The 17936-nt window shown below is 70.1% G+C and carries 21 protein-coding genes; all 21 read right to left on the bottom strand.

Translation table 11 applies throughout. From position 1 onward, the window contains the following. The 21 genes from MYA_RS26015 to MYA_RS25915 all read right to left on the bottom strand — a co-directional run bounded on the left by MYA_RS26015 (position 1) and on the right by MYA_RS25915 (position 17936). Positions 1–249, bottom strand: coding sequence for an acyl carrier protein (locus MYA_RS26015; protein WP_011880087.1), 249 nt, complete (start codon positions 247–249; stop codon positions 1–3). Next, complete coding sequence (locus MYA_RS26010) at positions 246–551, bottom strand: phosphopantetheine-binding protein (RefSeq protein ID WP_011880086.1); 306 nt, start codon at positions 549–551, stop codon at positions 246–248. The genes MYA_RS26015 and MYA_RS26010 overlap by 4 nt, the downstream gene beginning before the upstream one ends. Then, complete coding sequence (locus tag MYA_RS26005; protein ID WP_011880085.1) at positions 526–1320, bottom strand: lysophospholipid acyltransferase family protein; 795 nt, start codon at positions 1318–1320, stop codon at positions 526–528. The genes MYA_RS26010 and MYA_RS26005 overlap by 26 nt, the downstream gene beginning before the upstream one ends. Next, positions 1304–2008, bottom strand: coding sequence for a beta-ketoacyl synthase chain length factor (locus MYA_RS26000; protein ID WP_041494365.1), 705 nt, complete (start codon positions 2006–2008; stop codon positions 1304–1306). Before MYA_RS26000 ends, MYA_RS26005 begins: the two co-directional genes overlap by 17 nt. A gap of 810 nt (positions 2009–2818) precedes the next feature. Then, complete coding sequence (locus MYA_RS25995; protein WP_014725823.1) at positions 2819–4222, bottom strand: PAS domain-containing sensor histidine kinase; 1404 nt, start codon at positions 4220–4222, stop codon at positions 2819–2821. 54 nt (positions 4223–4276) lie between these two features. Continuing rightward, positions 4277–5734: a nickel-dependent hydrogenase large subunit gene (locus MYA_RS25990; protein WP_014725822.1), complete on the bottom strand. Its 1458-nt coding sequence runs from the start codon at positions 5732–5734 to the stop codon at positions 4277–4279. A gap of 8 nt (positions 5735–5742) precedes the next feature. Next, positions 5743–6780, bottom strand: coding sequence for a Uptake hydrogenase small subunit precursor (locus tag MYA_RS25985; protein WP_014725821.1), 1038 nt, complete (start codon positions 6778–6780; stop codon positions 5743–5745). After that, positions 6777–8279 carry a sigma-54-dependent transcriptional regulator gene (locus tag MYA_RS25980; RefSeq protein ID WP_045579647.1) on the bottom strand — a complete coding sequence of 501 codons (1503 nt, stop codon included), beginning with the start codon at positions 8277–8279 and terminating at the stop codon, positions 6777–6779. Before MYA_RS25980 ends, MYA_RS25985 begins: the two co-directional genes overlap by 4 nt. 120 nt (positions 8280–8399) lie before the next feature. Then, the gene (gene hypE / locus MYA_RS25975) at positions 8400–9476 is read right to left on the bottom strand and encodes a hydrogenase expression/formation protein HypE (RefSeq protein WP_011880077.1); all 1077 of its coding nucleotides are present in this window, start codon (positions 9474–9476) and stop codon (positions 8400–8402) included. Then, positions 9473–10609 carry a hydrogenase formation protein HypD gene (gene hypD, locus MYA_RS25970; RefSeq protein WP_011880076.1) on the bottom strand — a complete coding sequence of 379 codons (1137 nt, stop codon included), beginning with the start codon at positions 10607–10609 and terminating at the stop codon, positions 9473–9475. Before hypD ends, hypE begins: the two co-directional genes overlap by 4 nt. Then, entirely contained in the window at positions 10606–10863 is a 258-nt protein-coding gene (locus tag MYA_RS25965; RefSeq protein ID WP_011880075.1) for a HypC/HybG/HupF family hydrogenase formation chaperone, read from the bottom strand. The genes hypD and MYA_RS25965 overlap by 4 nt, the downstream gene beginning before the upstream one ends. Beyond that, positions 10854–12029 (bottom strand): Kae1-like domain-containing protein, encoded by a 1176-nt coding sequence (locus MYA_RS25960; protein ID WP_014725818.1) that lies wholly within the window; start codon positions 12027–12029, stop codon positions 10854–10856. Before MYA_RS25960 ends, MYA_RS25965 begins: the two co-directional genes overlap by 10 nt. Further along, positions 12026–13063: a hydrogenase nickel incorporation protein HypB gene (gene hypB, locus MYA_RS25955; RefSeq protein WP_014725817.1), complete on the bottom strand. Its 1038-nt coding sequence runs from the start codon at positions 13061–13063 to the stop codon at positions 12026–12028. Before hypB ends, MYA_RS25960 begins: the two co-directional genes overlap by 4 nt. Positions 13064–13092: 29 nt before the next feature. Then, positions 13093–13440: a hydrogenase maturation nickel metallochaperone HypA/HybF gene (locus MYA_RS25950; protein WP_011880072.1), complete on the bottom strand. Its 348-nt coding sequence runs from the start codon at positions 13438–13440 to the stop codon at positions 13093–13095. Beyond that, positions 13428–14741 carry a hydrogenase maturation factor HoxV/HupK gene (locus tag MYA_RS25945; protein WP_014725816.1) on the bottom strand — a complete coding sequence of 438 codons (1314 nt, stop codon included), beginning with the start codon at positions 14739–14741 and terminating at the stop codon, positions 13428–13430. Before MYA_RS25945 ends, MYA_RS25950 begins: the two co-directional genes overlap by 13 nt. After that, a complete protein-coding gene (gene hybE, locus MYA_RS25940) occupies positions 14738–15283 on the bottom strand; it encodes a [NiFe]-hydrogenase assembly chaperone HybE (RefSeq protein WP_014725815.1) in 546 nt (181 codons plus the stop codon). The genes MYA_RS25945 and hybE overlap by 4 nt, the downstream gene beginning before the upstream one ends. Before the next feature lie 2 nt (positions 15284–15285). Next, a complete protein-coding gene (locus MYA_RS25935) occupies positions 15286–15513 on the bottom strand; it encodes a rubredoxin (RefSeq protein ID WP_011880069.1) in 228 nt (75 codons plus the stop codon). Between the two features lie 2 nt (positions 15514–15515). Beyond that, the gene (locus MYA_RS25930) at positions 15516–16379 is read right to left on the bottom strand and encodes a hydrogenase expression/formation protein (protein ID WP_014725814.1); all 864 of its coding nucleotides are present in this window, start codon (positions 16377–16379) and stop codon (positions 15516–15518) included. Positions 16380–16396: 17 nt separating this feature from the next. Continuing rightward, on the bottom strand, positions 16397–16921 hold the full coding sequence (locus MYA_RS25925; RefSeq protein ID WP_014725813.1) for a hydrogenase: 525 nt from the start codon (positions 16919–16921) through the stop codon (positions 16397–16399). Continuing rightward, positions 16918–17268: a HypC/HybG/HupF family hydrogenase formation chaperone gene (locus MYA_RS25920; RefSeq protein ID WP_011880066.1), complete on the bottom strand. Its 351-nt coding sequence runs from the start codon at positions 17266–17268 to the stop codon at positions 16918–16920. Before MYA_RS25920 ends, MYA_RS25925 begins: the two co-directional genes overlap by 4 nt. Further along, positions 17259–17936, bottom strand: a complete 678-nt coding sequence (locus tag MYA_RS25915; RefSeq protein WP_014725812.1) for a HyaD/HybD family hydrogenase maturation endopeptidase — start codon at positions 17934–17936, stop codon at positions 17259–17261. Before MYA_RS25915 ends, MYA_RS25920 begins: the two co-directional genes overlap by 10 nt.

The raw sequence follows: 17936 nt of genomic DNA, 5'->3' as shown, positions 1-17936 counted from the left end.
TCACGCGTCTGCGAGCAACGCGTGCACGGCGGCCACGACGTCACCGACCGTGCGCACGGACTTGAACTCTTCGGGCTTGATGCGTTTGCCGGTCATTTCCTGGAGCTTGATCGCCAGATCGACGGCGTCGATGCTGTCCAGGTCGAGTTCTTCGAACAGGTGCGTGTCGGGCTGCACCTGTTCGGGCTCGATCGCAAAGTTCTCGTGAAAGATGGCGCGGATGCGCTCCAGGATTTCTGCGTCGGTCACGAGAGACTCCCCTTTTCCAGCACGGCTTCGTGCGATGCCTGATGAGACTGCTGCTCGGCGATGAACGCCGCGAGCGTGTTGACCGACCGGAAATGCGCCTTCGTGCGCTCGTCGTTGGCGGCGATCGTCAGATGAAACTTCTTGCGCAGCATGATGCCGACTTCGAGCGCATCGACGGAATCGAGCCCGATGCCGTCGGTCGAGAACAGCGGCGCATCGTCGTCGATGTCGTCGACGGTCATGTCGCTGAGATCGAGCGTCTCGATCAGAAGCTGCTTAATTTGCAGTTTTAAAGTATCCATGCTGAATGAGACTTTGAGTAATGTGCACTTCCACCTCGCGGGCAATGCTGCGCGCGGCGATCGACGGCGACGCGACGTTCGCTGCCAGCCGGTCCAGGTCCATCGGTTCGAGCACGTCGATGCGCATGCGGAACGCACGAGACGGCACGTGATACCAGCGCAGCGTCTTGGTGAATACCGGCGGGTCGCAATCGATCAGCACCGGCTGAATCCTGCTGCCCGACTGCAGCGCCATGTGCGCGAAGCCGCGCGAGAACGCGTGCAGGCGATTGCCGCCCGGGCTGCGCGTGCCTTCCGGGAAGATGATCATCGTGTAGCCGGCCGCCAGCTGGCGCGCGCCGGCGTCGACCAGCTCCGTGGCGTCCGCGTTGCTCACGTACTCGGCGGCGCGCACGATGCCCCAGAAGCACGGGTTGCCCCAATGGCCGCGCTTGACCACGCAGCAGGCCTTCGGCGTCAGCGACAGCAGCACCATCACGTCGAGCCAGGTCGGGTGGTTCGCCACGACGATGGCCGGGCCGCGCTGCGCCAGACGCTCGACGCCGCTCAGTTCGAGCTTCATCACGCCGACGCGCTGCAGCAGCGCGACCAGCGCGCGAAAGAAATGATGGATGACGAGCGTGACGCCGCGCTGACGCGAACGCCGATGCGGCCACAGGGCGCCGGCGACGATCGCCAGCAACGAGAAGGCCGAGCCGCACAGCGCGAAAAACGCCAGGCTCGCGCCGGTCGCGAACAGGCGCCAGCCGTAGTCAAGCCGCGCGATCATGCCAGCTCCATCGCCACGATGCATGGCGGCTGCGCCACGACGCCGTCGTGCGCGTCGACAGGCAATGCAGCAGCGCGGCGCTTTGCGTGCCGGCTGCGTCGGCCGCTTCTTCGTGCGCGCAGTCGTCCGCATCCTCGGCGGCCATCTCGCAGGTCAGATAGCCGGCCGGTTCGGCGGCGCCCAGCAGGATGGCGAGGCCGACGCTCTCCGGATCGTCGTCGACCGCGCCGTACACGGGATCGGCCGGCTCGTGCGCATAGACGAGCAACACCGGCGACGCCGGCGAGGTTTCGTATTGGGAATAGGCTTCGAGCAGCGCGTAACCGAGCGTTTCGTGTCCGGCCGCGATCGCGGTCGCGGGCGAGCGGTCGCGCCTAGCGATGCCGAAGATGCCGGTGACCGCATTGAGAACCGAGAGACTGAACGCCGTCGGCGACACGGGCTCGCGCGCGCCGATGGCGGCGAGTATGCCGGTGGTGCGCGCCAGCTCCCCGTGGCGCGATGCGAACACCATGCGCAGCGGATCGTCGTCCGATCCTGCGCAGTCGTACGCTGCCTGAAGCGCGACACGCGACAGCCGGCTCAAGCGGCGTCGCACCATCGGATCGAGAGCTTCGACGCCCGGTGCCCCCGCGGTCGAAATCGACGTCCATCTGGCGATTGGCATGGTCCAATGCAAATCGGCCATTTTTTTGTTCTCTTTACGGTTACTTCGCTGAGGGTAGTTTTTTTAATGCGCCGCTCGCGATGCGCAGTCAGATGCCGTTTCATCCAGCATGCCGTCCTGCACGTCGGACTCGGCGGTTCGAGACATCGGCTTACCGGCTCCCCGGAGCCATACAGCCGATCACGCAGGAAATCGCGGCGTCACGCAACACAATCGACGGACGGCCGACCGTCGGGCGGTCTTGTTTCGGCGAGACTGTAACAGGACCGTCGTGCGAAATCAACGCGCCGACGCCGGCGTCAGACGATATTTAATCCGATTTGTCAATTGTTATGAAACGCTCGATTCGAAAGCGTCAAACGGTCGGGAGTATAACGCGTTAGCGGTCGAGCGCATAACCGGCGAGCGCGATGCGGTGAACCGGATAGCCGGTGTCCATTCGGGCGCGCGTCTCGACGCGTTATGCGTGCGCATGCCGCCGCCGGGCGCACCGTTGCGTCGAACCGCGGGCCTCGTTCCTGACACTGATGCGTCTGGCGCAACCGGCGATGTAGTCGCGGGCATTTCGAGCGCGCCGAAGAACGCGCAATGCGGATCATTTATCCGAATCCAGTATCAGCCGCCGCGGAGGTATTCGATTACGTCGCGGGGTTTCCCGATTCGATACGGCGATACGATTTCACGAGCGGTTTGTCGCGTCTCGATGTGGCGATAATCTTGCCGTCGCGATGGCCGGTATTTTCTTGCAGCGAGACGGGCGTTGGTCTTCGCCTCGGTGTTTCCAAAATCGCTCGTTGGCGTCTGACTTGCCGAGCCCCGCCCGACGCCGCTTCAACTCTGCGGCAACGCCAGCGTGAAGATCGCGCCGCCCTGCTCCGCATTGCCGGCCGTCAGCGTTCCGCCGTGACGATCGACGATGCCGTAGCTGATCGACAACCCGAGCCCCGTTCCGCGCCCCTGCGGCTTGGTCGTGAAGAACGGCTCGAACACGTGCGGCAGATGCTCGTCCATGATGCCCGTGCCGTTGTCGCGCACCGTGACGATCACCTGGCCGTCACGGTGGGTCGCGTCGATCCAGATCTCCGGCGTGCCTCGATGCGCGCTCGACGCGGCGTCGCACGCGTTCTGGATCAGGTTCATCATCACCTGCAGCAATTGCCCCGCGCTGCCGTGCACGAGTTGCGGCTCGCCGGGCGACCAGTGAACGTCGAAATCCGGCCCCGCGCCTTTCCTGATCCAGTGAATCGCGCGCGTCACGACCTCGTTGATGTCGACCGCGCCGAGATCCTCGCGATCGACCGCGGAGAACCTGCGCAACGCGCTGACGATGTCCGCCGTGCGCTGCGCGCCTTCGACCATTCCGTCCACCAGCGACGGCAAGTCGGCCAGAATCGGATCGATCCGCAACTCCGTGCGCAGCCGGGTGCGCTCGGCGGCCGATAGCGGCTGCGCCGTCGCATCGATGAAGCGCGTCAGGCGCTCGCCATACCGCTTCAGCACATGCACGTTGCCGAGCACGAAGCTGATCGGGTTGTTCAGCTCGTGCGCGACGCCGGCGACCAGACGCCCGAGCGCCGCCATTTTCTCCGAGTGAAGCAGTTGCTGTTGCGCGTGCTTGAGCGCGTCGTGCGCTTCGCGCAGCTGCCGATACGCGCGTTTGAGCTCGCCCGTCGGGCGGCCTACCAGCAGGTAGCCGAGCCTGCGGCCGCGCGGCCCGCCGCGCGGCGTACAGCTGAAGTCGACCGGCACGGCCGCGCCTTGCCGATCGCGCATGTTCAGTTCGACCACCGTGCCCTGCGCCGGCGTGCCCGACGCCGTGACGGCGCGCAGCGCGGTGACGCTCGCGTCGTCGGCGAGCCAGCTCTCGAAGCGCGATCCGCGCAGCACGCTGTCCGGCTGCCCGAGCAGTTCGCACATCGCGGCATTGGTTTCCTCGACCTCGCCGCGCGCATTGCACGCGGCCAGCACGTCCGACATCGACGACAGCAGCCCGAGAATGAACTGCTGCGATTGCTCGAGCTGCGCGTTCTTCTCCTCGAGCGCAATCTCGTCCTGCACGAGCTGCGAGTAGACCTCGTCCATCTTGTGGATCACTTCGAGCCAGGCTGCGTCGTCGAGACCTTCGGCATCGGGCCGGGCGTCCGGCCCCGCGGCGGCGTGGCTCAGCGCATCCGCGCCGGGCGCCGCGCGGCGCTTCGCCGCCGGTTTGGGTGGGTTCGATCGATTGCTCGCCATGACGCTGTCAGTACGCTGTTCGTAATCCGGGTTCGGCCGACCGTGGCGGCCGGCTCAATGCACCGTGCAGACCATGCACGGGTCGAAGGACCGCACGATGTGCTGGACCGCCACGGGCGTCGTCTCGCCCGGCTCGACCGGGGCGCCGATCAGCGCGGCTTCGAGCGCGCCCGGACGGCCGCCGGCATCGCGCGGCGAGAAATTCCACGACGTCGGCGCAATGATCTGATAATTCGCGATCCTGCCGTCCTTCACCGCCAGCCAATGGCCGAGACTGCCGCGCGCGGCCTCGTTGAGCCCGACCGCGCGGCCCTCGTCCGGCAGCGCGAAGGCCGCGCAATACGGCATGCCGGGCGCGAGTGCGCGCACCCACTGCTCCATCATCGGCACGACGCGGGCCAGCTCCAGCAATCGCGCCAGCACGCGCGTGTACACCGAGCCGCCGCAACGCGCGACGGCGTCAGCGATCAACGGGTGACCATCCGCCAGCTGCCGCGCGATCGCACCGGTTTCCAGCACCGCGCCGTTCAGCCGCGGCGCCTTGTTCCAGGTGTAAGCGCCCGGCTTGTCCGCGCGCGGCTCGGTGAGCCCCGCGAACGGATGCCGCGCGCCGCCCGCATCGTCCAGCCATGCATGCGTCGCGTCTTCGGTGATCGCGTCGAGATCGAGCGCATCGGCCTGCTTGCGCTGCGCGTCCCAGACGCCGCCGCGGAACGCATGAGCGCCGTCCGGTTGCGGATACGCGCCGTACGACAGGTACAGGCCGGGGCCGGCGCCGAGGCGGTCGAGGCCGAGATCGTCGGCGAGCGTCAGGAAGAACCGCAAATCGCCGCGCCGCTCGCCGCGTGCGCGCCATGCGGCGAGCGCGACTTCGCTGTCGAGCTGCGCGATCTCCTCGAGCGGCGCGTCGAACAGCACCTCTTCGAGAAACTGCCGGAATTCGCCGATGAACCCGAGCAGGCGGATCCGCTCCGCGTTGTCGATCGCGCGCGCGCTGCCGCCGGGCTGGATCGAACCGGTGTGCGGCCACTTGCCGCCGAGCGTGCCCATCAGGCGCAGCCAGCGTTGCCGCGCGGCAAGCGAGGCGCGGTGCCGTTCGCCCTGATAAGGCGTGAAGCACGACACCGCTTCGGCGTGCCACGCGCGCGCCGCATAGACCGGCCGCACGAAATCCGGCATGAAGAACAGATAGAAGTGACTGAGGTGATCGGCGAGGTTCTCGGCGGCGAGCATCAGGTTCGTCGCGATCTGGCCGTTCGGCGCGGGCGTCACGCCGGCCAGGTCGGCCAGCGCGCGCGCGGCCGCCACGCCCTGCGACACCGAGCAGATACCGCAGATGCGCGGCACGTAGACGAGCGCATCGAGCGGATCGCGATCGAGCAGGATCTGCTCGAAACCGCGAAACATCGTGGCGTTCACATGCGCGTCGCTGACCCGGCCGTCGACGACCTCGATGCGCACCTCGAGGTCGCCTTCGACGCGATTGAACGGACCGATCACGAGTCGAGACATCAAGACACCTATTTATTACGGGGCCGCGAACGGACCGCGGGCGCGACTTTCAGATGATCGGCCGTCGCGTTTTCGCGCACGCGCTTCGGCGTCGCGGCCTTCGACAACGACGCGAGCGCGACGAACCACGCCTTCGGCATGTCGCTCGGCAAGCCGATCGGGATGCCCGCGACGTTCGGCGTGTGGTGGAACGCGTGGCCGGGCTCCTCGAAGCCCGGCTCCGTGCAGTTGATGCACGCATACCCGCCGCGCGTGCACGAGCCGTCGCCGTTCCACAGGCGCGTGTTGCAGTCGGCATGCGCCTGCGTGCCCTTGCAGCCCATGTGCTCCATCATGCAGCCGAGATCGGACGGACGCACGGCGCTCGCCTTGTACTCGTAGAACTCGTTGCGCGTGCAACCGTGATGGACGAGCTGGTCGGCATAGAAGCGCGGCCGGCCGAGCGTATCGAGCGCAGCCGGGTCGAGCAGCGACATCGACAGCGCGCTCAGCGTCTCGACGACCCAATCCGGATGCGTCGGGCAACCGGCCACGTTGACGACCGGAAAGCCGCTGCGCGACCGGTACGCCACGCCCAGCAGCCCGCCCGGCTGATCGCCGTCGTACTGGAGCCCGCAGGCATCGGCCGGATTCGCGCCGGCCGCGGTGATGCCGCCGTAAGCGGCGCAGGTGCCGATCGCCACCGTGTAATGCGCGACGCTCGCGAGCCGGGCGACCCAGTCGATCATCGGCACCCCGGTGCCGGCCAGCACGTGAAAACGCCCCGTGCCGTTCGGGCCGCGCAGCATCGCGCCTTCGACGCACAGCGCATGCAGCTCGACGGTACCGTCGAGGCACGCCTGCAGCACGTCGCGGGCGTCCGCGCCGGTTTCGAGCGACAGCGACGGATGCCACAGCAGCCGAATGCCGGCGCGCGACAGCATGCCGGAGAAGTCCGGCGTGTCGGCGCACAGCAGCGACATGTTGCAGCCGCCGCAGCCGCCCGACTGCAGCCACAACACGTTGAACGCGCCCGTGCCGTCGGGCGCGCGGGTATCGACGCTCATTTCTTCTCCAGACCGAATCGCTGCATTTTCTGGCGCAGCCCGGCGCGCGACAGGCCCAGCTCGGACGCGGCGCGCGTCTTGTTCCACCGGTGCCGCAACAGCGCCTCCTTGATCAACATCGTTTCCATCGCATCGAGCCGCTCCTGCAACGTGCCGGCCGACGCAATCTGCGCTTCCGGCCCGCGTGCGGCCGGCCCCGACTGCCCGCGCAGCACCTTCGGCGAAAACGCGTCGGCGCGGATCAGGTCGTCGTCGCTCAGCGCGACCGCGCGGTAGATCTCGTTGCGCAGCTCGCGAATGTTGCCCGGCCACGCATAGCCGAGCAGCACCGCCAGCGCATCGCGGGCGAAGTCCAGCCCGGCCGGGCGCGACTCGTGCTCGGCGATGGCCTGCAGCAGCCGGTGCGCGATCGGCACCAGATCGCCGCTGCGCTCGCGCAGCGGCGGCAGCGCCAGCGTGGCCGTCGCGATCCGGTAGTAAAGATCCTCGCGGAAACGCCCGGCCTCGACTTCGCGCTCGAGGTCGCGATGCGTCGCGGCGATCACGCGGACGTCGACCGGCACCGCGCGCGTCGCGCCGACCGGCCGCACCTCGCCTTCCTGCAGCACGCGCAGCAGCCTGACCTGGAAGGCGAGCGACGTGTCGCCGATCTCGTCCAGGAAGATGGTGCCGCCGTTCGCGCGCTGAAATAGCCCCGCGTGGTCGTGAACCGCGCCGGTGAAGGCGCCGCGCTTGTGGCCGAACAGCTCCGATTCGAGCAGCGTGTCGGCCACGGCCGCGCAGTTCTCGACGACGAACGGGCCGGCCGCGCGCGGGCTCGCGTAGTGGATCGCGCGCGCGAGCATCTCCTTGCCGGTGCCGGACTCGCCGAGGATCAGGATCGACAGGTCGTAGCGCGCGAGCTTCGACGCGAGCTTGCAGATCGGATCGAGCGGGCTGCCCGGCGCGCGCACGATCGCATCGAAGCCGAGCGTGTTCTGCACCTGCGCGAGCTTCTCGTGGCTGCGCTGCCGCAGCAGCGGGACGCTGTTGCGCAACTCGAGGTCGAGCCGATGCATGTCCTGCTGCAGCGACTGCGCCTCCGCGGCCTGGCGCACCGTGTGGAGCAGATGGTCGGGCATCCACGGCTTCAGCACGAAGCGGTGGATGCCGGCCTGGTTGATGCCCGCGACGATGTCCTCCGAATCCGTGTAGCCGGACACGATGATCCGCACGGTGTCGGGCCACGTCTCGCGCACTTCGGACAGGAACTCGACGCCCGTGCGCCCCGGCATCCGCTGATCGCAGAGGATCACGGCGACCGGCTGCTGTTGCAGGATCGCCCGCGCCTCGTCGGCGGAACTCGCGGTGAGCACCTCGAACTCCTCGTCCAGCACGCGGCGAATGGTTTCCTGCGCGCGCAGCTCGTCGTCGACGACCAGCACGGTGGGGGGCCTGCGCAGCGGCGCCGGATCGGGTTCGGGGTCGGTGCTGGGATGGACGGGTAAAGGCGAGCTCATGGGTCGATCGAGGCCGTGCAGATCCGGCCGATTCAGGCCCGCCGCACGCGGAATGCGGCAGCAGGCGGCCTGACAACGCGCATGATACCCGCGTCGGACGATCCTCGCCGTTCCGCGGCGTCAGCAAATGCGCGGCAGCTGTTCGCCCGACAGCCAGTCGGCGATCCGCCGTCCGCCGAACTTCGTCTCGACCTGCACGAAACCGTGCGCGTCCTCGGTCACCTCGCCGATCTGCACGGCGTGCGCGCCGAGCGGATGCGCACGCATCGCGGCCAGCAGCGCGGGCGCGTCCTCGGCCGCGCAGACGGCGACGAGCTTGCCTTCGTTGGCCACATAAAGCGGATCGAGGCCGAGCAGCTCGCATGCCGCGTCTACCTGCGGCAGCACCGGAATCGCGTCCTCGCGGATCAGCATGCCGACGCCCGACTGGCTCGCGATCTCGTTGAGCGTGGTCGCCAGCCCGCCGCGCGTCGGGTCGCGCAGCACGCGCACGCCCGGCACGGCCGCCAGCATGCTCGCGACCAGCGTGTGCAGCGCGGCGCTGTCGGAGCTGATCTCGACGTCGAACTCGAGCGCCTCGCGCGTCGACATGATCGCGACGCCGTGTTCGCCGATGGTGCCCGACAGCAGCACCGCATCGCCCGGGCGCGCGAGCGCGCCGTCGATCCGGATGCCCGCCGGCACGACGCCGACGCCCGTGGTCGTGATGAACACGCCGTCGCCCTTGCCGCGCTCGACGACCTTGGTGTCGCCGGTGACGATCGGCACGCCGCACTCGCGCGACGCGTTCGCCATCGATTCGACGATGCGCTTCAGGTCCGCCAGCGCGAAGCCTTCCTCGATGATGAAGCTGGCGGCCAGGTACAGCGGCCGCGCGCCGGACATCGCGACGTCGTTGACCGTGCCGTGCACGGCCAGGCTGCCGATGTCGCCGCCCGGAAAGAACAGCGGCGACACGACGTGCGCGTCGGTGGCCATCACCACGCGCTCGCCGGGCGCCGTCGCAGGCGGCGCGAACGCGGCCTGATCGTTGCCTTGCCGCAGCCATTCGTTGTCGAAGGCGGCGACGAACAGTTCGCGGATCAGCTGCGCCGACGCGCGGCCGCCCGCGCCATGACCCATGTCGATCCGGCCGTCGCGGAAATTGAGGGGCCGCACGTACGCGGGCTTGGTGCGAGGGGTCGGTGTCGAGCTCATGCGGGTACCAGCGGAATGTCCTTGAAACGGCCATACGAGTAATGCGCGGCGCACGCGCCCTCGCTCGACACCATGCACGAACCCATCGGATTCTCGGGCGTGCACACGGTGCCGAACAGCGAGCAGTCGCGCGGCTGCTTGAGGCCGCGCAGGATCGCGCCGCACTCGCATTTGCGGTGGTCGGCGACGGGCCGGTAGACCAGCCCGTAACGCGCTTCGGCGTCGTGGCGCGCGTATTTCGCGCGGATCCGCAGCGCGCTGGCCGGCACCTCGCCCAGGCCGCGCCACTCGAAGCTCTCGCGAGCCTCGAACACGTCGTCCATCAGCGCCTGCGCGGCGGCGTTGCCGGCACGCGTGACCGCCCGCGAAAATTCGTTCTCGACCTCGGCGCGGCCGTCGTTGACCTGGCGGATCAGCATCAGGATCGCCTGCATCACGTCGAGCGGCTCGAAGCCCGCGATCACGACCGGCTTCCGATAGTCGCGCGCGAAGCCCTCGTAGGGCGCCGAGCCGATCACGATGCTGACGTGCGCGGGGCCGATGAAGCCGTCGAGCGGCACGGCGTCGGCCGCCACGGCCGGCGCCGCGAGCAGATGCGTGATCGCGGCGGGCGTCAGCACGTGGCAGCACAGCACGCTGAAATTGTCGACGCCGGCAGCGGCCGCGTCGCGCACGATCAGCGCGGTGGGCGGCGTGGTGGTCTCGAAGCCGATCGCGAAGAACACGACCTCGCGGTCGGGATTCAGGCGCGCGATCTTCAGCGCGTCGAGCGGCGAATAAACCATCCGGATGTCGGCGCCGTGCGCCTTCGCGCGCATCAGCGACATCCCGCCGGAGGCCGGCACGCGCATCGTGTCGCCATAGGTGCAGACGATCACGCCGCGCTCCAGCGCGAGCTGCACCGCGAGATCGATGCGTCCGACCGGCAGCACGCAGACGGGGCAGCCGGGGCCGTGGATCATCCGCACGTTGTCGGGCAGCAGGTCGGTCACGCCGTAGCGGGAAATCGCATGCGTGTGACCGCCGCAGAATTCCATGAAGTGATAGCGCGTGCCGGGCTGCGCCTCCGCCTGAATGCGCGCGGAAATGCGTTCGGCGAGCGCGCGGTCGCGGAATTCGTCGATGTACTTCATTGCGGCGCTCCGCTCGGATGCACGTCGCCGTCGCCGGCCGCGTGCGCCAATTCGCCGAACAGCGCGAGCGTACGCTCGGCCTCGTCCGGATCGATCCTGCCGAGCGCGTAGCCCACGTGCACGATCACGTATTCGCCCAGCCGCGCGTCGGGGACGAGCGCGAGCGAGATCGTCTTGCGCACGCCGCCGAGGTCGACGACGCCCATGTCGGCGTCGCGCAGCTCGACGACGCGTGCGGGAATGGCTAGACACATGTCGAAACTCCTTCGGACGTCGCGCGCACGGCGCCCGACGTCAATGTATGCGCGGCGACCCATGCCTGGCCCAACGCCAGGCCGGCGTCGCCGCATGGCACCGACGACGGCGCGCAGCTGCGCACGCCGCGCGCGTCGAGCGCGGCGCGCAAGCGCGCCGACAGCAGCCGGTTGGCGAAGCACCCGCCGCCGAGCAGCACGGCACGTCCGTGCGCGGCCGCGGCGGCCCACGCGGCGAGCGCGTCGGCGAGCGCGAGATGAAACAGCGCGGCGCCCTGCGCGCTCGCGCCGGCATCGGCCAGTTCGAGCACGCGAACCAGCAGCGGGCGCAGGTCGAGCTCGCCATCGTCGGCGATGCGCCACAGTCCGTCCGTATCGGGCTCGGGATGGTCGCGCAGATAGTCGGCGGCGTGTCGTTCGAGCGCGATGGCGGCTTCCGCCTCGGTGCGCTGATGGCGGCAGATGCCGAGCAAGCCGGCGGCCGCGTCGAACCACCGGCCCGCACCCGTGCTCGGCGGACAGTTCAGGCCGCGCGCCAGCATCGTGCCGATCGTGCGCGCCGCGCGTGTGCCGACGTCGCCGCCGAGCCGCGCTTCGATCTCGTCCGCGCGGCCGAGCGTGTGCAGCGCCGCCGCAGCCATGCGCCACGGCTCGCGGGCCGCGACGTCGCCGCCGGGCAGCGCGAGCGGCGTCAGATGCCCGAGCCGCCGCCAGCCGTCCGGCGCGACCTCGAGCAGTTCGCCGCCCCAGGCGGCGCCGTCGGTGCCGAGCCCGACGCCGTCGAGCGCGAGGCCGACGACCGGCTCCGCGAGCCCGTGCTCGGCCGCGACCGCGCCGATGTGCGCATGGTGATGCTGCACCGCGATCGCGGGCACGCCGAGGCGCTCGCTCCATTCGACGGCCAGCCGCGAGCTGTGGAAATCCGGATGCAGGTCATGTGCGATCGCGCGCACCGGCCGACCGGCTTGCCGGGCCGCATCGACGAGCGACGCGACGGAGGCCTCGAGCGCGACGCAATGGCGCGGATCGTCGAGATCGCCGTGCAGCGGCGACCAGTACACGTCGCCGTCGAGGTACACGCACGCGGCATTCTTCAGCCACGCGCCGGTCGCGAGCACGGTGTCGGCGCCCCACGCGCGCGGCAGGCGTTCGCGCCGCAGCGTCATGCCGCGTCTCCGGCGCGACGCTGCTGCGCGCGCAGCGCCGCCAGCTCGGCCTCCAGCTCGCCGATTCGCGCGGCCAGCGGATCGCGCGCGTCGCCCGTGCGCAGAACCCAGTCGAGCCACGCGTCGATCCCGTCGCCGGTGGTCGCCGACACGCAGATCACGTCGAGCGCCGGATTGATGCGGCGCGCGTATTCGATGCAGCGCTCGACGTCGAACTGCACGTACGGCAGCAGGTCGGTCTTGTTGACGATCATCAGCCGCGCGGCGGCGAACATGTCCGGGTACTTGAGCGGCTTGTCCTCGCCTTCGGTCACCGACAGGATCGCGACCTTCGCGTCCTCGCCGAGATCCCACAACGCCGGGCACACCAGATTGCCGACGTTCTCGATGAACAGCACGCTGTCGGGCTGCTGCGCCGCGCCGCGGCGCTCGGACGAAGCGTGCGCGTCGTGCGGGTGGTGATGATCGTGATCGTGGTGGTGATGTTCGTGGCCGTGGCCATGCGCGTGGCCGTGATCATGACCATGCGCGTGCAGCGGCAGCCGTTCATAGGCCGCCGCGACCATCGCCGCATCGAGATGGCATCCCTTGCCGGTGTTGACCTGGATCGCCGGCGCGCCGGCCGCGCGAATGCGCTCGGCGTCGTTCGCGGTTTGCTGGTCGCCTTCGATCACGGCGATCGGCAACGCCGGCGCGCGCGCGCGCAGCGCGGCGATCGTCGCGCACAGCAGCGTCGTCTTGCCCGAGCCGGGGCTCGACACGAGATTCAGCGCGCGTACGCCGTGCGCCGCGAAATGCCGCCGGTTGTGCGCCGCATGGCGATCGTTCTCGCCGAGCACGTCCTGCTCGATGCGCACCGTGCGCCCCTGATCCAGGCCATGCACCGTGACGCCGGCCGGCCCGAGGCCGTAATGCAGGTCACCGCTCGCCGCATCGGCGCGCACGTGCGCTTGAGCGTCGTGGTGCGCGTGATGCGCATCGTGCCGATCCCGGTGCGCCCCGTCGGGGCTGTCGCAGCCGCATACCACGCACATGTCGTTCTCCTTCCGCAATTCGGTTGATTTCAGGCATCGTCGACGAGCATGTCGACGATGCGCAATTCCGTGCCGCCGTTCGGCTGCAGCCAGTAGCCGCCGCAGCGGCCGCACGGCTCGCCGCGCGCGGCCAGCGGCACGTCGCAATGACAGTTCAGGCACCACGCGCGGCCCGGCGGCTCCGCGATCTCGATGCGCGCGCCGGCCAGGCAGGTGCCGGGCGCCATCGCGTCGAGCGCGAAGCGCAGCGCGTCGACCTCGACGCCCGCGAGCCGGCCCACTTCGAGCCGCAGCACGTTGACGCGCGCGAAACGCTCGCGCGCGGCGGCTGCCTCGACCGCCGCGAGCACGCCGCCCGCCAGACTCACTTCATGCATGTCGATCGGTTTCCATTCGTATGATCATCGTCGCGCCGAACCGGCGCGGCGGTTTCGAGAGCATAGGCGATGCACGGATCGAACGCGCCCATCAATGCGCCGACGCGCGCCGCGAGCGCGGCATCGCCGCCGCCGTCCGGCCGCACATCGACGCGTGCGAGCGCGTGCGCGAGCGTGCCGTCCGGATGAAAATTCCACTCCGTCGGCGACACCACGCGGTAGTCGGCGACGCGCGCGGCGTCGCCGGGCACGAGGCGGACCCAGTGGATCAGCACGCCGCGCGCCGTCTCGCACCATGCCAGCGCCTCGCCGGGCGCGAGCGCCAGCGCGCCCGATCGCAGCGCGAACGCGGCCGGGCCGCCGGCGGCGAGCCGCGCCAGCTCCGCGACACGCGCGCCGAGCCGCAGCCATGCGCTGTCGTAAGCGGCTGCGTGCGGATCGCCGCAGCGCGTCCAGACGCCGGTTTCGGCCGGCGCGCCGTCCTGTTCGGGCCGCTGCGCGAAGCGCGGGTCGCCCGCGATCGCCGCGCCGATCCGGCGCAGCCGCGCGCGGTCCGCGCCATCGATACGCAGCGCGCGGGGCGGCATCCGCAGCGCGTCGGCGACCGTGCGGCAGTGCAGCAGCAGCGACGCCGGGAAGCTCGTCGCGCGCGCCGTCCATGCGGCCAGACAGGCGCGCGGATCTTGATCCCAGCGGGCGAGCCAGCCGTCGGCCGGTTCGCCGAGCACGTGACGTTCGATCCATTCGCGCGTGCCGGCCGCCCGTACGTCGGGCAGCGCGCACGGCACACCGCCGACGAGGCGCGCGGGCCAGTCGAGCCAGATCCGGCGCAGATGCTCGGCGATCGTCTCGCGCGCGAGCGTGGCTGAGCGAGCGTCTTCGCCGTCGCGCTCGCCTTCACCACGGCCCGCGTCATGGTCATCGCCCGCGCCGTTGCGATCGACGTTGCCTTTGCCATCGCCTTCGCCGTTGCCACAGCCCGCGCCATCGTCATCGCCCGCGCCATTGCGATCCCCATCGCCTTCGCCACCGCAATCGCCAGCCGCGCCGCCCGCATTCGCATACGCGCGGGCCGCCGTCACGGCAAGCTCGGCGCACAGCGCATGCGCGCGCCCGCAGAGCGAGAACACCGCGGACAGCCGCGGCGCGGCCAGCGCGGCCGGCTGACCGGCGAGCAGCAGCCCGGCGAGCGGCGGCCGGCCGCCGTCGATGCTCGGCGAGCGGCCCGGGCGCACGACGTATCGCCCGGCCAGCGCGGCGAACCCGGACGTATCTTCGCTCGTGCTCGCGCCGCCCGTCATGCGCCGGCCTCGCGCGTCGCGGGCCGGCGCAGCAGGAACGCGCGCCGGCTCGTGCGCGGCGCGTCGGCGGCCGCGGAGCGCAACTGGGCGAGCACCGCGCGCGCGGTCGCCACCGCGCTCGCATGATCGCTGAAGTCGAACATCGGCGAAAACAGCGAACAGCACGCGTGCGCGCCGGCCTGCGGCACGTGCGCGCCGATCCAGTCGAACTCGACGGCGCCCACGCGACGCGCGGCCAGCTGCCCAGGCGACGGGCACGGGTGAGCCGCGCCGTTCCCGCCCGGCAGCCACACGAGGTTCATGAACCACGGCGTGACGAGGATGCCGAGCAGATCGCCGCTGGCATCGCCGCCAGCAGGATACGGCCCGAACGCCACGGCCTCGACCCGCAAGCCGGGATGCACGACCGGCATGCCGAGCATCGTGGTCGCCGCGACCGTTGTGTAGTGCGCGACGAGCGCGCCGATGCGCGGATCGGACGATCCGCCCGGCAGGGACGCACGCAACGCATCGCCGTCGCGGGTCGGGCTTCGCGTGGTCAACGTCAGTCCCTCAGCACCATGAATTGCTCCGCATCGCCGTCGCAGGTCGGGCAGCGCCAGTGCGCCGGCAACGCGGCGAACGGCACGCCGGGCGGAATCTGCCAAACCGGATCGCCCTGGCGCGGATCGTAGATCCACCAGCAGATCTTGCATTCGAGCCGCGTATCGGCCGCGATCCGGCTGCGATCGCCGAGATAGCTGCCTTCGAACAGCGCCGCGGTCTGGTTCATGGTCACGCCTCCTCGACCCAGTCGATCAATTGTGCGAGACGCTCGTGCGAGTCGTCGATGTCCTCGGGCGCTGCCTGGACGATCTCGGGCAGATCGGTGATCTCGATCGTGTTCAGGATCAGCGTGTCCTGCGAGTTGAAGTACGCGATGCGCCAGCAATGGACGACGCCGGTGCTGGCGATCCGGCAATTCCCGTAGCCGCGCGACAACACCGACACCGGCCCGCCGCCGAGCACTGCGTCGATGAACGCGCCGTCTTCGGACGACAGCGGCAGCAGCGTCAGGTTGATCACGTGCGGCGCAGCGCCGGCACGCCAGCGGGCGACCTGGTCGCGCACTTCGGTGAGGATCGCCGGCGCGTTCATCACGCCGCTCGGGTGAGCGTCGGACGCCGGCAGCTCGGGCGCGGCCGCTGCGTGGGCAGCCGCGGCCAGCGCGGCCGGCGCGCCGCCGACCTCGATGCGCTCGGCGCGGCCGGCCGGGCCGTCCTCGGCAATGCGCCACACGCCCGCGAACACGGTCTCCTGGATCAGCACGCTGCCGGCGTCGGCGGTGTCGATGCGGGCGCTGACCTCGCCTTCGCCGAGCACCGCGTTCAGGATGCGCAGCGCATCGGCGTCGCAGGCCGTCAGATCGATCGGCGCGGGCTGTTCGCCGCGGCGGCATGCGTCGAGCGCGTCGAGCACGGTGAGCAGGATGCCGCGCACCACGTCGAGCGCACGCGCGTCGGCGCGCTCGGGCAGCGACGGCGCGACGAACGTGTGCATCGCCTGCGGCATCGGCATGTAGTCGAGCACAGCATCGCCTTCGGGCTGGCTGCCCGGGCCGAACGGCACGACGGGGACGGGAAAGGTTTTCATCTGCATGGTCGGCGAGCGTGAATTCAGTGGCAGCCGGACGAGCCGCCGGCGACGTTGACGGGAATGCCGATCGACGGCGCGCGCGTGGTCGGGCTGGCGAGCGCGTCGGCGACGCACTTCACGTAGTCGTCCCAGTCCATCATGCCGGACAGCACCGTCACGTACTGGCCGTCGCGCAGCCACAGCAGCGCGGGCCAGCGCAGCGAGCCGAAGCGGCGCGCGATCGCGTTCTCGCCGGCGCGCGTCGCCACCGCCAGCCGCAGCGCCCGGCCGAAGCGGACCGCCGCGACGTGCGCAAGCTCCGGCAGCACGGCCGCGACGTCGAGCGATTCGGGAAACCGCACCGGATCGCCCATCAGCAGCACGACGCACTCGCCGCCGTCGGCGAGCCAGCCGTCCAGCGTGTGCTCGTCGACGAAGGTCGCGTGCGCTTGCTCGATCAGCCGCTGCACGACGGCCGGGCAATCCTGGCCGGCCGCCGCTGCGCTCGGCACATTCGGCACCTCGGCCTGCGTTGCTCCGGGCACGGAGCCGCTTGTTTCGCTCATTTCGATTCCTCAGGAACAGCAAGGCTGCCGGCCGCGCGCTGCGGGCCGCCGACGAGCCGGTTCAATTCATCCACGCCGAGCGCCGACGGCAGCGCGAACGCGGCCGGGCTTGCCGCGCCGCCCTCGCCCGCCATCACCGACTCGATCAGCGCGAGCGTCGCGTCGATTTCGGCCGCGCGTGCGGCATCGAGCCGTTCGCGCGCCGCATCGAGAAACACCAGCAGCCAGTCGCCGGGCGCACACGGCCCGACCAGCGCGGTGTCGACGCGGCGTCGCACGCCCCGGCCGACGCACCATGCATGGCCGGGTTGCGCGTCGACGACCTGCATCGGCAGCCCTATGCACATGACGGCGGCTCCTTGGCGAGCGCGCGCACCAGCACGCGCTCGTCGCCGATGCGGCACGCGTCGGCTTCGCTCGGGCGCTCGCCTTCGTAGCGAGCCAGCGCCAGATGGTGCAGCGTGACGGCTTCGTCGTCGCGCAGCGCGGTGCGCCGCGGCAGCGGCGCGCCGCCCCACTCGCGCAGATACGCGACGCCCGCGTCCAGCGCCCGCTCGAGCGCCGCCTTCACGCACGGACGCAGGCTGCCGCCGTAGTCCTCGATCTCTTCCGGCTGGCAGCCGATCAGCACCACGCGGCGCGGATACTTGCCGGTCAGTTGCGCGAGCATCAGCACTTCCTGGAAGCCGGTCTGGTGCAGGCTCATCTTGCGCACGCCGAGAAACTTCGGCACCTCGTCGTCCTCGACGATCTTCAGCTCGCCGGGCGCGAGGCCGTAGTCGACCGCATCGAAGATCAGCAGGAAGTCGGCCGCCTGCACGTGCTGGATCAGATAGAGGCCCTGCGTGCCGCCGTCCATCAGCGTGACGTTCGGCGCGCATTCGAAGCGCTGCTGCAACGCCTCGATGCAGCGCACGCCGAAACCTTCGTCGGCCCACAGCACGTTGCCGATGCCGAGCGCGACGATCGCGGCGCCGTCCTGCGCCGACGGGATGGTTTGCGGGGAAGTGTCCAT

This window comes from Burkholderia sp. KJ006 (genome assembly GCF_000262695.1).
GTDB lineage: Bacteria > Pseudomonadota > Gammaproteobacteria > Burkholderiales > Burkholderiaceae > Burkholderia > Burkholderia vietnamiensis.
Note: the sequence above shows the minus strand (reverse complement) of the source record. Positions and strands in the feature narration are given on the sequence as shown.